Here is a 14,430-nt window from a genome sequence, read left to right as displayed (position 1 = left end):
ATCGGGCGACAGCGCTTCCGGCGTCGGGCGCGGCGGTGTCGCCGGCGGCAGCGCGCGCGGGTCGACGCCCGGTGCGCTCGCCGCGAGCAACTGCGCGAACAGGCCGGCCGCACCGTCGGCCGCGGACGCCTCGCCGCCGGCGGGCGGCGCGGCGGGCGTGGACGGCGGGGCGACGCCGATCGGGTTCATGCGCCTTCTCCCTTCGTGCGTTCGAGGAAGCTGCGCGCGGCGAGGTCGTCGAGTTCCTTCTGTTCCTTGCGTCCCTGCGCGCGCTGTTCGGCGGCGCGGTGGCTGGCCGCCAGCTTTTCCAGCACCTGGGCGTCGCGGCTGGCCAGCAGCAGGCGGGTGCGCTGCAGCTCGCATTGCGAGCGGCTGCGTTCGACCGCCTTCTTCTGCAGCTCCACCGCCTGTTCGACCTTCTCGCGGAAGGCCATGCGATTGGCCAGCAGCGCCGGGTTGATCGCCGCACCGGCCGGCGCGGGCGCGTATTCCTCGGCGTAGCGCCGCAGCTCGGCCAGACGCTGCTCGTTGGCTTCCAGCAGGCGCGCCTTTTCGGCCAGCTCGCGGGCGGCGTCCTCTTCGCGCGCTTCGGCGCGCTTGATCAGCGGGTCGAGTCGCTTCGACTTCATGCGTTCACCGGCGTCTGCAGCACCGCGTCCAGCGCGGCGCGACTGGAGGCCAGGTCCGCGGCTTCCGCCACGTCCTGGCCGAGGAACTGGAGGATCGCGGGCCAGCGCGCCAGCGCCTCGTCCACGCGCGCGTCGCTGCCGCGCTGGTAGGCGCCGATCGCGATCAGGTCGCGGTGGCTGTTGTAGGCGGACACGAGCTGCTTGAGCTTGCGGATGCGCTCGCGCCAGGGCAGGTCGGTGATCTCGGTCACCACGCGGCTGACCGAGGCTTCGACGTCGATCGCCGGATACAGGCCGCTCTCGGCGACCGCGCGCGAGAGCACGATGTGGCCGTCGAGGATGGCGCGCGCGGCGTCGGCGATCGGTTCCTGCTGGTCGTCGCCTTCCGTCAGCACGGTGTAGAACGCGGTGATCGAACCCTGACCGGCGCCGCCGTTGCCCGCCCGCTCCACCAGCGCCGGCAGCTTGGCGAACACCGACGGCGGATAGCCGCGGGTGGTCGGCGGCTCGCCGACCGACAGCCCGATCTCGCGTTGCGCCTGGGCGAAGCGGGTCAGGGAGTCCATCAGCAGCAGGACATGCAAGCCCTGGTCCCGGTACCACTCGGCGATCGCGGTGGCGCGCAGCGCACCGTGGATGCGCGCCAGCGGCGGGCGGTCGGCCGGGGTGGCCACCACCACCGCGCGACGCAGACCTTCCTCGCCGAGGGTGACGTCGACGAAGTCGCGTACTTCGCGGCCGCGCTCGCCGATCAGGCCGACCACGATCACGTCGGCGCGGGTGTAGCGGGTCATCATGCCCAGCAGCGTCGATTTGCCGACGCCGGAACCGGCGAACAGGCCGACGCGCTGGCCGCGGCCGATCGGCACCAGGGCGTTGATCGCGCGCACGCCGACGTCGAGCGGGGTGATGATCGGCTCGCGCGAGAGCGGGTTGATGCTGGCGCCGACCAGGCCCACGCTGTCCTCGGCGCGGATCGCACCGCGGCCGTCCAGCGGCACGCCTTCGCCGTCGATCACACGGCCGAGCAGGCTTTCGCCCACGTCCACCGCGCCGCGTCCGAAGCGCGGGATCACGCGCGCGTTCGGCAGCAGGCCGTGCAGTTCGGCGCTGGGCATCAGGAAGGTGCGTTCGCCGGAGAAGCCGACCACCTCGGCGTCCACCCAGCCGCCGTCGGCGGTCTCGACCCGCGCCGGCGCGCCCAGCGGCAGCTCGCAGCCGGTGGCCTCGAGCGTGAGCCCGACCACGCGCTTGAGCACGCCCTCGCGCACCATGCCGCGCTGGCCGGCGTCCACGCGCAGCCCCTGGAGCCTGCGCGCGAGCTGCACGTTGCGTTCGCGCAGCGCATCGCTCATGCGCCGCGCTCCCGCGACATGCGTTCCATCACCGCCTGCAGGCGGGTGTCGAGGGTGGCGTCGACGCGCAGCGCCTCGGTCAGCACGCGCACGTCGCCGCGCGCGAGGCCGGGGTCGGCGGTGAGCCGGGTGAGCGGCATCTCGGCGAGCGCGAGCATGGGTTCGATCGCGTCCAGGTCGTCCGGATGCATGCGCACCTCGGCGGCGCGCACGCCCTGGCCCGCGAGCGCCACCGCGTCGGCGACCAGATCGGCCAGCAGGCCCGGATCGGCCTTGTAGGCTTCGCCCACCAGCGCCCGCGCGATGCGCAGCGCCAGCGTGCCGAGCGCGTGCTCGACCTCGTGGTCCAGATGCGCCAGCGGACGCGCGAAGCTGTCGATCAGGCCGGCGAGCTGCGCCACGTGCCGGCGCACCTCGGCCTGGCCCTGGGCGAGGCCGTCGGCGTATCCGCGGGTGAAGCCTTCCTCGCGCGCGGCCTGCTCGATCCGCTCGAGCTCGGCCACGGACGGCCCGGGCTTGGCCGAAGGCGGCGGCTCGGGGGGCGCCAGATCCGGCGGCTGCCACAGCGCGATGCGCACCGCCTCGCTCATACGAACGCCTCACTGGCGGACGGGCCGAGCACGATCGTGCCCTCGTCGGCGAGCTTGCGGGCGATGCCGAGGATCTCCTTCTGCGCGGCCTCCACGTCGGACAGCCGCACCGGCCCGCGCGCCTCCATGTCCTCCACCAGGATCTGCGCCGCGCGCTGGGACATGTTCGCCAGCACCTTGTCCTTGACCCGCGGATCGGCGCCGCGCAGCGCAAGGCCGAGGCGGTCCTGCGGCACCTCGCGCAGCAGCGCCTGCATCGCGCGGTCGTCCAGCTCGCCGAGGTCGTCGAACACGAACATCAGGTCCTGGATCTTGCTGCCCAGGTCCTGGTCGATGTCGCGGATCAGCGCCATCACCGCCTGTTCGGTGCTGGTGTCGAGCTGGTTGATGATGTTGGCCGCCAGCTTCACGCCGCCGACGCTCGAGGACTTCAGATTGTTCTGGCCGGAGAACTGGCGCTCCATGATCTCGTTGAGCTCGTGCAGCGCGTTCGGCGGGATGCCGTCGAGCGTGGCGATGCGCAGCAGCACGTCGGCGCGCGTGCGCTCGGGCAGCGACTTCAGCACCTCCGCGGACTGGTCGGGGTCCAGGTGGGCCAGCACGATCGAGATGATCTGCGGGTGCTCGTTGCGGATCAGCTCGGCGACCGCGCGCGGCTCCATCCACTTCAACGTGTCCAGGCCCTTGGTGTTGCGCCCGAACAGGATGCGGTCGATCAGGCTGGCGGCCTTGTCCTCGCCGAGCGCCTGCACCAGCACCTTGCGCACGTAGTCGTCGGCGCCGACGCCGAGCGAGGTCTGGTCCTCGAGCGAGGCGACGAACTCGTCGACCACCTCCTCGACCTGCTGGCGGGTGACGTTGCCGATCGTCGCCATCGCCATGCCGAGCTTCTGCACTTCCTTGGCGCCGAGATGCTTGAGCACCTCGGCGGCGTCGCTCTCGCCGAGCGACATCAGCAGGACCGCGGCGCGCTGCACGCCGCTGAGCGTGATTCCGTCAGCCATCGCTGCCCACCCATGCCTTCACCACCTGCGCGACCCGCTTCGGGTCCTGCGCCACCGCGCTGCGCGCCTGCTGCAGGCGCGCCTCGTGCGTCGTCGGGCCGGCGTCGGTCGCGCCCGCCGTGCCCGGGGCCGGACCGCGCATCGCCGCGGCCGGCGCCGCGCCGTCGGGCGAGGCGAGCGCCGCCGCCGGTTCGAGCGTGCCCTCCAGCGCGGCCGCCGGCAGGGCGGCGGCGGCGCGCGGCGCCACGATCTGGCGCAGGGTGGGGCGCAGCACGCCGAACACCAGCGCCAGCACCGCCAGCGCGCCGACGCCCAGGCGCAGAAGCTGCTGCACGGTCGGGTTCTCCCAGAGCGGCGGCTCCTCGCCGCCTTCGGGCGTTTCGTTGCGCACGAACGGCGCGTTGGCGACGGTGACCGCGTCGCCGCGGTTGGCGTCGAAGCCGATCGCCTGCTTCACCAGCGCTTCCACCTGGGCGACCTGCGCCGGCGTCAGCGGCCGCGAGGCGGGTTTCTTGCCGTCGCCCGCGGCGGCCGGCAGGTTGTCCACCAGCACCGCGGCGGTGACGCGGCGGATGCGGCCGGCCGGCCGGCGCGAGTGGCTGATGGTGCGGTCGATCTCGTAGTTGCGCGTGGCGTTGCGGTTGCCGACCGGCGCCGGCTCCTGCGCGGCCGCGGTCGCATTGGCGCTGGGCGCGGGCGGGCCGGGCGGCGTGTTGCTGGTGGCGCCCGGCACGCCGGCGGCCGCGGGCGCCGCGCTGCCGGTGATCTCCTCGGCGACCTGCTCGCTGCGCACCTTGCCCGGATCGGGCCCGTAGACCTCGCGCGCTTCCTCGGTTTCCGAGAAATCCATGTCCACCGTCACCTGCGCGCTGACGCGGCCGGGGCCGAGCATCGGCTCCAGCAACTGCTGCACGCGCTCGACGTAGGCGGTCTCCATCCGGCGCACCTGGTCGAACTGCGCGTCGGCCGCGCTCTGCTCGCCATCGCGGCGGGTGAGCAGGCGGCCGGTCTGGTCGACCACGGTGACGCGCTCCGGCGGCAGGTTGGGGATGCTGGAGCTGACCAGATTGACGATGGCGGCGATCTGGTTCTCGTCCAGCGTGCGTCCCGAGAACAGCTCCAGCACCACCGATGCGCCGGCCTGATCGCGATTGCGCGCGAACGCGGTCGGCTTGGGCAGCGCCAGATGCACGCGCGCCGAGCGCACCGGACGCAGGGTGGCCACGGTGCGCGCCAGTTCGGTTTCCAGCGCGTGCTGGTAGCGCGCGTTCTCGACGAACTGGCTGACGCCGAAGCCGGGATCCTTCGCGATCAGCTCGAAACCGCGATCGGCCTGCTGCGGCAGGCCCTGCGAGGCCAGCTTCAGGCGCGCTTCGTGCAGCTTGTCCTCCGGCACCTTCACCGCGCCGGTGGCGTCGTCCAGCTTGTATTCGATTCCGGCCGCGCCGAGCGCTTCGGTGACTTCGGCCGCATCGCGCGGCGCAAGCTCGGCGAACAGCGGCACGTAGCCGGGCCGCTGGGTCCAGAAGAACAGCCACAGGCCCGCGGCGATCGCGCCCGCCAGGCCGACCAGCAGCACGAACTGGCGCAGGCTCGGAAGATCCTGCAGATGACGCGTGAGAGCACCGCCCATCGCCATCGGTCACCTCACAGCGGCATGTTCATGACGTCCTGGTACGCCTGTACCAGACGGTTGCGGACTTCGACGGTGGCGCGGAACGCCACCGACGCCTGTTGCTGCGCCACCATCACCCGCGCCAGGTCGGCGCGCGGATCGCCCAGCTCGAAGGCGGTCGCCATGTCGCGCGCGTGCAACTGGGTCTGGTTCACCTGGCCGAGGGCCTGCTGCAGCGCCTGGCCGAAGCTGGCCGGCGCGGCGCCCGCCGCGACCTGCGGCGTGGCCACCGCATTGCCCAGCGGCTTGTCGAGCGCCGCGCCCACGCCCTTGGCCTGCGCCTGCAGGGCGCGGATCTGCGAGAGCACGGAGGAGATGGCGTCGGTCATGGGTCCAGGGCCGCATCAACGTGGCGTGATGGAAGAGGCAAGACTTGTGCCACGCCGGGGGGCGGGAATCGGGAATCGGGAATCGGGAATCGGGGAGCGGGGAGCGGGGAGCGGGGAGCGGGGAGCGGGGAGCGGGGAGCGGGGAACGGGGAGCGGGGAGCGGGGAGCGGGGAGCGGGGAGTGCGAGGAAGCACGTTTCAGCCCCCTTTCCCCCACGCCAGTGGGGGAGAGGGTTGGGGTGGGGGGGGGCACGAGGCGCGTCGGGCCGGGGTGAGGGGGCACGAGCCGCGTCGGAACCGCATCGCGCTGCGCGGGAGCGGTGCTTTAGCCCCCCTCTCCCCCACGCCAGTGGGGGAGAGGGTTGGGGTGAGGGGGCACGAGCCGCGTCGGAACCGCGTCGCGCTGCGCAGGAGCGGTGTTTCGGCCCCCTCTCCCCCACGCCAGTGGGGGAGAGGGCCGGGGTGAGGGGGCACGAGCCGCGTCGGAACCGCGTCGCGCTGCGCGGGAGCGGTGCTTTAGCCCCCCTCTCCCCCACGCCAGTGGGGGAGAGGGTTGGGGTGAGGGGGCACGAGGCGCGTCGGGACTCGCCTGACGCCAGCGCGGGGCCGTCACGATGTCGGAAACCCGGCATCCAGGTCTCGCCGGAAATCCGACATGTCGCCTGGCGTTCCAGGCCAGCGGTTGCAGTGGCGCGATGCGCCCAGCGTCCATGGATCCCCGCTTGCGCGGGGATGACGACGTGGGGGATCGCCGGTTGTCGCGGTCGTCGTTCCCGCGTAAGCGGGAACCCATGGACGTCCGCGGCATCGGCAGTGGCGCGGCGTGCGATGGCGGGACAAGTCCCGCCCTACGGGCTTGCGCGGGGATGACGACGTGGGAGATCGCCGGTTGTCGCGGTCGTCGTTCCCGCGCAAGCGGGAACCCATGGACGTTCGCGCGGCATCGGCAGTGGCGCGGCGTGCGATGGCGGGACAAGTCCCGCCCTACGGGCTTGCGCGGGGATGACGACGTGGGAGATCGCCGGTTGTCGCGGTCGTCGTTCCCGCGCAAGCGGGAACCCACGGACGTCCGCGGCATCGGCAGTGGCGCGGCGTGCGATGGCGGGACAAGTCCCGCCCTACGGGCTTGCGTGGGGATGACGAGCTCGGGGCGGCGTGGCGACGGGGAACCGCTCTCCCGACCCTCACGCCGCGTCGGTCGCGAACTCGCGGTCCATCCCGTACTTGCGCAGCTTCTCGGCGAGGGTGGTCCGGCGCAGGCCGAGGTAGTGGGCGGCGTGCGCGACCACGCCATCGGCGCGGACGAGGGCGGCGCGGATCAGGTTCTGCTCGATGCGCGCGAGGTGATCCTTGAGATCGATGCCTTCCGGCGGCAGCGCGTCGGCCGGTTCCGGTTGCGGCGCGCGCGCCGGCGCAACCGCCGCCAGCGCGGCATGGGTGGGCTCCGGCAGCACGGCCGGCGCCGGCGTTTCCACCGGCAGCGTGCGGTCCTGGTAGCGCACCGGCAGATCCTGCACGCGCACCACGCCGTCCGGGTGCAGCACGGACAGCCGCTCGATCAGGTTCGCCAGCTCGCGCACGTTGCCCGGCCACGGATGGCGCTGCAGCACCGCCACCGCCTCGGGGCTGATGCGCACGCGGCCGCGGCCGCTGCGGGCGAGCTGGGCGGTGATCGCTTCCACCAGCTCCGGCAGATCGTCGGCGCGCTCGCGCAGCGCCGGCATCTCGATCGGGAACACGTTGAGGCGATAGAACAGATCCTCGCGGAACAGGCCGTCGGCGATGCGCTGTTCGAGATTGCGATGGGTCGCCGCGATCACCCGCACGTTGCACTGGATGGTCTGGTTGCCGCCGACGCGCTCGAAGCAGCGCTCCTGCAGCACGCGCAGCAGCTTGACCTGCATCGGCAGGGACATGTCGCCGATCTCGTCGAGCAGCAGGGTGCCGCCCTCGGCCATCTCGAAGCGACCCTTGCGGGCCGACAGCGCGCCGGTGAAGGCGCCCTTTTCGTGGCCGAACAGCTCGCTTTCCAGCAGATCCGGCGGGATCGCGCCGCAATTGATCGCCACGAACGGGCCGTTGCGGCGCGGCGAGCGGTCGTGGATCGCGCGCGCGGCCACCTCCTTGCCGGTGCCGGATTCGCCGAGGATCAGCACGGTGGTGTCGAAGCCCGCCACCTGGTCGATCATCTGCCGCAGCCGGCGGGTGGCGGCGCTGTGGCCGGTCGGGCCGCCGGACGGATTGGCGGCTTCGGCGCGCGACTGCAGGTGGGTGAGGCTGGCGCGCTGCAGCAGCTCGGTGAGCTGCGCGTGCTTGACCGGCGTGTCCAGCCGCCAGCATTGCGACTCGTGCAGGCCGAACCCGCGCGCGCCGTCCAGATGGTGCTCGGGCAGCAGCAGCAGCGGCGGGTGCAGCGGATCGGTGCGCAGCCACTGCAGGAATTCGTTCCACGCGGCGGCATCGTCCAGCCGGCCGACCACGATGGCCAGCCAGTCGCCGGGCCGGCGGCGGGCGCGGTCGACCTCGCTCGCGCAGCCGACCATCTGCGGGGTGACGTCGAGAAAATCCAGCAACGCGGCGATGCGGGTGGCGCGAAGTTCGTCGCCGTCGATGACCAGAACGCGGGATTCGCTCATGACCGGCCTCCGGTACGCAGGGCTTCGAGCAACGGCAGCACGTCGTGCACGTAGGTGAGCTTGCTGACGAACGCATCGGCACCGGCGCGCGCGGCGTGCTCGCGGTGCTGGGCGTCGTCGAAATGGCTGGCGATCGCCACGAACGGCGGATCGTCCTGGGCCTTGATCAGTCGGCAGGCCTGCAGGCCGCCCATCTCGGGCATGGCCAGGTCCATCAGCACCGCCTGCGGACGCAACTGCTCGGACTTGGCGATCGCCTCCAGCCCGTTGTAGGCCTCTCCGACGATCTCGATCCACTCGATCCGGCGCAGGTGGCGGATCGCGGCCTTGATGAAGCCTTCGTGGTCGTCCACGAGCAGCACGGTGACCTTGTCCATCGTCGTGTCCTTGTCCTTCAGGCTGAGCGCGCGTAGCCGCGCCCGTTGCCGGTGAGCGCACGCACCTTGGCGGGCGGGATGCGCAGCTGGTCGCGATACTTGGCGACCGTGCGGCGCGCGATGCGGATGCCCTGGCGCGCCAGCAGCGTGGCGATGGCGTCGTCGCCGAGCGGCGCGGCCGGGTTCTCCTGGTCGATCAGCTTGCGCACCATCGCGCGCACCGCGCTGCCGCCGACCTCGGCGCCGTTCAGGCGCACGGCGAAGAAGTGCTTCAGCTCGAAGGTGCCGCGCGGGGTCTGCACGTACTTGCCGGTGGACACGCGGGAGATGGTCGATTCGTGCACGCCGATCGCGTCGGCGATCTCCTTCAGCGTCAGCGGCACCATCGCCTCCTCGCCGCGTTCGAGGAAGCCGTGCTGGCGCTCGACGATGGCGGTGGTGGCGCGCAGCAGGGTGTCGTTGCGGATGGCGACCCCCCGGGCCATCCAGCGCGCCTCCTGCAGCAGTTCGCGCATCACCGCGTGCTCGCCGGGCCCGTTCGCCTCCCCCATGAGGCGCTCGAGGGCCGCGTTCACGCGCAGGCGCGGGGCCGTGCGCGGGTTCAGCGAGACCCGCCACTGGCCGTCCTGCTTGCGCACCACCACATCAGGCACCACGACCGCATCCTCCGCGGCTCCCCAGCCGCTGGCCGGACGCGGGTCGAGCGCCAGCACCCGATCGACCGCCGCCGCCGCGCGATCGCGGTCCACGCCGAGCGCGGCGGCGAGGGCGGGCAGGTCGTGCGCGGCCAGCAGCGCGAGGTGGCTGCGGACGATGGCGTGGGCCAGCGGGTCCACGCCGTCGCGCCCATCGAGCTGCGCGCGCAGGCATTCGGAAAGATCGGCCGCGCCGCAGCCGGCCGGCTCCAGCCGCATCACGCGCTGGCGCACCGTCTCCAGCGCGTCGGCGTCGAGGCCCTGCGCGCGGGCGAGCGCGGCCAGTTCGGCCACCGGCACTTCCAGGTAGCCGTTGTCGTCGGTGTGATCGAGCACCAGCGCGGCGAGCGCGAGTTCGGACGGCGCCCGGCACTCCAGCGCGAACTGCTCGAGCAGGGCGGCGCGGAAATCGCCATGCGGACGGTCGGCCACGCGCGCCATCGCATCCTCGTCCTCGCCGCCGCCGCCGGCGTGCGCGCCGCGCTCCCAGGCGTAGTCCGGTTCGTCCTCGTCGATCACCGCGCGCGGATTGGTGTCCTCGGCGACGACGTCCTCCTCGTCCTCCTCCTGCTCCAGCAGCGGATTGCGCTCGAGCATGCGGCGCACTTCCTGCTCCAGCCGCAGCGAATCCAGCTGAAGCAGACGGATGGACTGCAGCAGTTGCGGCGTCATCGCAATCTGCTGGCTCATCTGCGCTTTCAGCGTCGTCTTCATGGCGGCTTCCCTCTGGGTGAAGCCAGTGTGAATGCCATGCGACGGAGTTGTAATCGGGGCGTTTCCTACCCGCGGTCGGATGCGCCTGACGGGCTGTCGGGGATTCCCTTACAGCGACGGCGTTCCGTCGTCGGGCTGCAGCTCCCGGGCGTGGCGGATCGCCAGCCTCAGCAGTTCGGGCGCGCGCCGGCAGCCGAGCGTCTCCATCATGCGCGTGCGGTGGGTCTCCACCGTCTTGACGCTGATGCCGAGCGCGGCGGCGATCTCCTTGGTCGATTCGCCGCGCCCGATGCGCAGCAGGATCTCGCGCTGGCGTGGGGAGAGCGACTCCAGCTCGTTGCGCGGGCTGCCGCGCATGAACGAGTTGACCATGCGGCCGGACACTTCCGGGCTCAGGAACGTCTGCCCGGCGATGGCCGCGCGCAGCGCCAGTTCCAGCTCGGCGACCGCGCCGTCCTTCACCACGAAGCCGCGCGCGCCGCGGTCCAGCGCCTCGCGCACGTGGGCGAGGTCGGCGTGCATGGACATGATCACCACCGCGATGCCGGGCAACTGCTCGCGCAGGCGCGCGGTGGTCTCCAGGCCGTTGCCCTCGGGCATCGACAGGTCCAGCACGGCGACGTCGGGGCGGTGCAGATGCGCCAGCTCCAGCGTTTCCCGCCCGCTGCGGGCCTCGGCGACCACCTCGATGTCCCCGAACGATTCCAGCAGCCGGCGGATGCCGGCGCGGACGAGGGTGTGATCGTCGGCGAGAAGGACGCGCACTGGGGTTCCGGATCCCGTGATCGGCCTAGCCTAGCGGCTGGGGGGAAGCGAGGAAAGGCGGCACGCCCGCAGACGGCGGGTTCGTGACGCGTGCTGGAAACCGGGCGTGCCGCCGTCCGCGCCCCGGATCACCCGCCACGCGCGGGGAGGCGGGGCCGCCTTGGCATACTCCGCACTCCGGACGCCGTGCCGCATCCGTCATTCCAGGGAGAGGAACCATGTCCCCACCACGATCGAACCGCTCCGGGCGCTTCGCGCCCATTGCCGCCGCCGTTTTTCTCGCTCTGGCCGCCTGCGCGCCACCCCCACCGCCACCGCCGCAGGCCAATCCCGCGCCTCGGCATATCGTGCGGATCCACGGCAAGGCGCCGGCGCATTTGCGGCTGGAGTGGTTCGCCATCTACGAGGCCCGGCACTGGAGCGAAACATGCCGCACGCGTGATACGTGGAGCAATCTCACCTGGCGGGTGCCGATGGAAGTGAGCCGCAATGGCAATCGCTACGAGGCGTTACTCAGCGTGGACAAGTTTCTGCCCGGCGAGTGCGGCTGGAGGTTTGCGGAAGCAAGACTGCTCGTCGCGCATCCTCGCTGGCCTGACGATGCCGTGTCCCCAAACGTGCACTCCGTGGATGGCGGTGCGCTTGCCGGGGAGAGCCCCGCGTCGAGATGCGGGAGCGATCCCGTGTGCGTGGAGCGTGCCCAAGTCCTCTACGACTCGAAACCCACACCGGTGGAGATCAATTGTCGGGTCAAGCGTGCTGAACGGGCGCCACGAGAGGAGTACTTCACCTGTCAGGAGCTTCTTCGCGAAGTGAGGAAACTCGGCCAGTCGTTGCGTCCGGAGACTCGCGTGGTGGAAGTGAACATCAACGACCGCACCGACATGGGTCGAGGAGGATGAGCCATGAGGGAGATTTCATACGAGGAAGGTCTTCGCCAGCTCGCGGGTGGGCCACACGACTTTCGCGATGAACTGCGTCTTGCGATTCTGAGCCGCGCTTCGTACGAAAGCCCGCAGGCCATCGATCGTGACCGACGACGGTTGCTGCCTGCCGATTGGTCACTTCTGGACGACCCCGACGATAGAGCAATTGACCGGAACGCCACGAGCGGTTTCGTCGCGATGACATTCGTCGACGAAAGGAAACGCCACCTCGTCATCGCCTTCCGCGGCAGCGACACGCTGAACGACTGGTCGGGACCGAATCTGGCGCTGTCGGCGGACGGGTCGATTCTCGAGGAGCTGGGGGTTGCGGCTCAGACCGAGCGCGTGGAGCGACAATTGGGGGAGTTGCAGCAGGCGTTCCTGCCGGACTGGCACGTGCAGTTCGAGCAGGCGCTCGATTACACCCGGCGCGTCGTTCAGAAGTACCAGCCGCTGGGCTACCGCATCGAGGTGACCGGCCACGGCAGCGGCGGGTCGATGGCGCAACTCGCGTCGGCGACGTTCGCCCTGCCGGGGGCTGCGTTCGATCCGCTGGGCGCGAAGAACGTCGCGCGGTCGGGCGGCTATCGCACTTGGGCGATGCGGCACGGTTTCGACCCGGAGGCAGTATTCGATGCGGGCTGGCAGACCTACGGGAATACGTTCGTCAGCTTTCTGGTGAACAACAGCGAGGTGTCGCACGAGACAGGCCCGCATCTGGGCCGGACGCGCGGTATCACCGGTTTGGGCGGTCGTCAGGGGTTCGCCGATCATGCGAAGTACGTGGCGGGGATCGTTGGAGGTGGCATTGGGGAGACGCTGGATGGGATTCCATTGCTCGGGCGTGCGGCGAAGTCGCTGCCCGAAGTTGCGGCGCGCTCGGTGGAATGGGGGCAGAGGCTGGAGAAGGCGGCGCGTGGTGCGGACCTCGGCGAGAAGCACGAGATGGATCGCCTGATCCGCGTGCTGGAGGAGGCCGTACGCGAAGGCGAGCTGCAGCGCTGGGGGCTGCACGATCCGCTGCTGCGGCAGTCGTTGGAGGCGACGCGACGCCTGGAAGCCGCGCTGGGGCGACCGTTCGATGAGTCGAGCCGCAAGCTGGCCTACGGCGCCTGGCTTGCGGCACGGCACGAAGGACTTTCGCGCGTGGACCATGTGGTGCTGAATGCGGCGACGCCCGATCTTCGCGCGGGCGTGTTCGCCTTCGCTGTGCAGGGTGATCCGCGCGATCCCGCGCACCATCGCGCCCGCTTCGGAACCGATGAGGCGCTGGCCCGACCGCTTGATGAGACAGTCCGGCAGGTCGCGCTGCTCGATACGGTATGGAAGGCACAGGACATGCGCGGGCCGGACATGCGGCAGGAGGCGTCTGCGTTCGGCGCGCCGGTGCGCCGGCCGGCTTGAAGGTAGGCGGGCGGAGCGGCTTGTCGGCGGGACTGGCGCGCGGCGGATGCGGCTGGTCCACGGAAAAGCGTGGTTACCCGCGCGCCTTCTGCTGGTTGCGGCGGGCGATGGCGCGCCGGTGCACGCGGAACAGGTGGCGCTCGAGGGCGGCTTCGAGCGGGTCGGGCAGGGGCTCCACGCGCAGCCACAGGCGGCGTTCGGCGCCGGGCTCGACCGCGATCACGCGCGCCGGCAATTCGAGCAGTTGCGGCAGCCAGGCGGCCGGCTGCAGACGCAGCAGGCCGTGTTCGCCAAGCGATCCGCCCTCCGCCTGGGCGAGCACGATGCCTTTGCGCGACCAGCGCACCTCGCGCACCGGCGGCATCGCCAGGTCGCGCGCGATCAGGCCGCCGACCAGCTCCAGCAGCACGTTGACCTTCGCCTCCAGGCGCTGGATCACCGGGTCGTGCGCACGGTCGTCGTCCTCGCCGGTGCCGTCCTCGATCTGGGCGATGGTGCGCAGCAGCGCCTCGGCGCGCTCGCACGACTGCACGATGCGGCGCTCGTCGAGCGCGGCGAAGACGAATGCCGCCGGCAGCGCGTCGCGGCAGCTCATCGCCTCGTCGAACAGTTCGACTTCCGCGCGGGCGGCGTCCGGCGTCATTCCGTGTCCTGGCGGTAGGCGCCGATCGCGCGGTCGTTGCGACGCAGGCGGGCGAGGGCGCGCGCGGCCTCGTCGCGGCCGGCGTACAGGCAGGCGGCGAGGCGCTGCTGGGCTTCCAGCATCGCGCGCAGGGTGTCGTCGTCGACCGCGCCGCGCGCGGCCAGATCCTGCGCCCGCGCGCAGTAGGCGCCGAGCAGCGCCTGGGCGCGCGGCCAGTCCTGGTCGGCGCAGGCGTGCGCCACTTCGTCCAGTTCGGCGCTGCCGGTGCTCCAGTCAGCCATGGGAACCTCCCGCCGTCTGCAACTGTTGGGGAATGGCGAGCCAGGCGGATTCGATCTCGGCCAGCAGGCTCTCGACTTCCTGCAGCCTGGCGGTGTCGTCGTTCAGGTTGGCCTCGACCAGGCGCAGGCTGGCGTACTCGTAGAGCGAGTCGAGGCCGCGCGCGATCTCGCCGCCGGCCTGGTGGTCCAGCGACAGCCGCAGGCCGTCGAGGATGTCGAGCGCGCGCCGGATGGCCGCGAGCTTGCCGGGCACATCGCCCTGCGCGATGCATGCGCCGGCGCCGCGCACCTGCTCGATCACGCCGGCGAGCAGCAGCGCGATCAGGCGGTGCGGATCGTCGTCGGCCGCGGCCGAGTGGGTCTGGCGGTACTGCGCGAGGATGCCGCGTTTGCCGTACATGGGTGGGA

At 71.6% G+C, this 14,430-nt stretch carries 15 protein-coding genes and 1 pseudogene; 2 read left to right on the top strand and 14 right to left on the bottom strand.

The genetic code is table 11. The annotated features are described in order from the left end of the window. The 11 genes and pseudogenes from FQY64_RS08740 to FQY64_RS08685 form a co-directional block, all read right to left on the bottom strand. Window positions 1-189: pseudogene (locus tag FQY64_RS08740) on the bottom strand (hypothetical protein); the annotation flags it as partial. Beyond that, complete coding sequence (fliJ, locus tag FQY64_RS08735; RefSeq protein ID WP_146473883.1) at window positions 186-629, bottom strand: flagellar export protein FliJ; 444 nt, start codon at window positions 627-629, stop codon at window positions 186-188. The pseudogene FQY64_RS08740 and the gene fliJ, both read right to left, overlap by 4 nt. Then, on the bottom strand, window positions 626-1,984 hold the full coding sequence (locus FQY64_RS08730) for a FliI/YscN family ATPase (RefSeq protein WP_146473882.1): 1,359 nt from the start codon (window positions 1,982-1,984) through the stop codon (window positions 626-628). The genes fliJ and FQY64_RS08730 overlap by 4 nt, the downstream gene beginning before the upstream one ends. Further along, on the bottom strand, window positions 1,981-2,574 hold the full coding sequence (locus FQY64_RS08725) for a FliH/SctL family protein (RefSeq protein WP_146473881.1): 594 nt from the start codon (window positions 2,572-2,574) through the stop codon (window positions 1,981-1,983). The genes FQY64_RS08730 and FQY64_RS08725 overlap by 4 nt, the downstream gene beginning before the upstream one ends. Continuing rightward, the gene (gene fliG, locus FQY64_RS08720) at window positions 2,571-3,578 is read right to left on the bottom strand and encodes a flagellar motor switch protein FliG (RefSeq protein WP_146473880.1); all 1,008 of its coding nucleotides are present in this window, start codon (window positions 3,576-3,578) and stop codon (window positions 2,571-2,573) included. The genes FQY64_RS08725 and fliG overlap by 4 nt, the downstream gene beginning before the upstream one ends. Beyond that, the gene (fliF, locus tag FQY64_RS08715) at window positions 3,571-5,211 is read right to left on the bottom strand and encodes a flagellar basal-body MS-ring/collar protein FliF (protein WP_186760903.1); all 1,641 of its coding nucleotides are present in this window, start codon (window positions 5,209-5,211) and stop codon (window positions 3,571-3,573) included. Before fliF ends, fliG begins: the two co-directional genes overlap by 8 nt. A gap of 14 nt (window positions 5,212-5,225) precedes the next feature. Next, window positions 5,226-5,582 carry a flagellar hook-basal body complex protein FliE gene (gene fliE, locus FQY64_RS08710; protein ID WP_146473878.1) on the bottom strand — a complete coding sequence of 119 codons (357 nt, stop codon included), beginning with the start codon at window positions 5,580-5,582 and terminating at the stop codon, window positions 5,226-5,228. A 1,183-nt stretch (window positions 5,583-6,765) separates the two neighbouring features. Beyond that, complete coding sequence (locus FQY64_RS08700) at window positions 6,766-8,217, bottom strand: sigma-54 dependent transcriptional regulator (RefSeq protein WP_146473876.1); 1,452 nt, start codon at window positions 8,215-8,217, stop codon at window positions 6,766-6,768. Beyond that, the gene (locus FQY64_RS08695; RefSeq protein ID WP_146473875.1) at window positions 8,214-8,594 is read right to left on the bottom strand and encodes a response regulator; all 381 of its coding nucleotides are present in this window, start codon (window positions 8,592-8,594) and stop codon (window positions 8,214-8,216) included. Before FQY64_RS08695 ends, FQY64_RS08700 begins: the two co-directional genes overlap by 4 nt. 17 nt (window positions 8,595-8,611) lie before the next feature. Continuing rightward, window positions 8,612-10,003: an RNA polymerase factor sigma-54 gene (rpoN, locus tag FQY64_RS08690; RefSeq protein ID WP_146473874.1), complete on the bottom strand. Its 1,392-nt coding sequence runs from the start codon at window positions 10,001-10,003 to the stop codon at window positions 8,612-8,614. Between the two features lie 108 nt (window positions 10,004-10,111). Further along, window positions 10,112-10,768: a response regulator gene (locus tag FQY64_RS08685; RefSeq protein WP_146473873.1), complete on the bottom strand. Its 657-nt coding sequence runs from the start codon at window positions 10,766-10,768 to the stop codon at window positions 10,112-10,114. Between the two features lie 218 nt (window positions 10,769-10,986). Here FQY64_RS08685 and FQY64_RS08680 point away from each other — a divergent pair, with 218 nt between their 5' ends. Together FQY64_RS08680 and FQY64_RS08675 are read left to right on the top strand one after the other, a co-directional pair. Beyond that, window positions 10,987-11,670 (top strand): hypothetical protein, encoded by a 684-nt coding sequence (locus tag FQY64_RS08680; RefSeq protein WP_146473872.1) that lies wholly within the window; start codon window positions 10,987-10,989, stop codon window positions 11,668-11,670. Between the two features lie 3 nt (window positions 11,671-11,673). Beyond that, on the top strand, window positions 11,674-13,098 hold the full coding sequence (locus FQY64_RS08675) for an XVIPCD domain-containing protein (protein ID WP_146473871.1): 1,425 nt from the start codon (window positions 11,674-11,676) through the stop codon (window positions 13,096-13,098). Between the two features lie 73 nt (window positions 13,099-13,171). Here the strand turns inward: FQY64_RS08675 and FQY64_RS08670 are convergent, their stop codons facing one another. Genes FQY64_RS08670 through fliS form a run of 3 tightly spaced genes read right to left on the bottom strand, consistent with a single transcriptional unit; the run spans window position 13,172 to window position 14,422 of the window. Continuing rightward, entirely contained in the window at window positions 13,172-13,741 is a 570-nt protein-coding gene (locus tag FQY64_RS08670) for a PilZ domain-containing protein (protein WP_146473870.1), read from the bottom strand. Then, a complete protein-coding gene (locus FQY64_RS08665) occupies window positions 13,738-14,022 on the bottom strand; it encodes a hypothetical protein (RefSeq protein ID WP_146473869.1) in 285 nt (94 codons plus the stop codon). Before FQY64_RS08665 ends, FQY64_RS08670 begins: the two co-directional genes overlap by 4 nt. After that, entirely contained in the window at window positions 14,015-14,422 is a 408-nt protein-coding gene (gene fliS / locus FQY64_RS08660) for a flagellar export chaperone FliS (RefSeq protein ID WP_146473868.1), read from the bottom strand. The genes FQY64_RS08665 and fliS overlap by 8 nt, the downstream gene beginning before the upstream one ends. Window positions 14,423-14,430: the final 8 nt, after the last annotated feature.

It is taken from the genome of Vulcaniibacterium thermophilum, from assembly GCF_007923255.1.
Lineage (GTDB): Bacteria > Pseudomonadota > Gammaproteobacteria > Xanthomonadales > Xanthomonadaceae > Lysobacter_F > Lysobacter_F thermophilum.
Note: the sequence above shows the minus strand (reverse complement) of the source record. Positions and strands in the feature narration are given on the sequence as shown.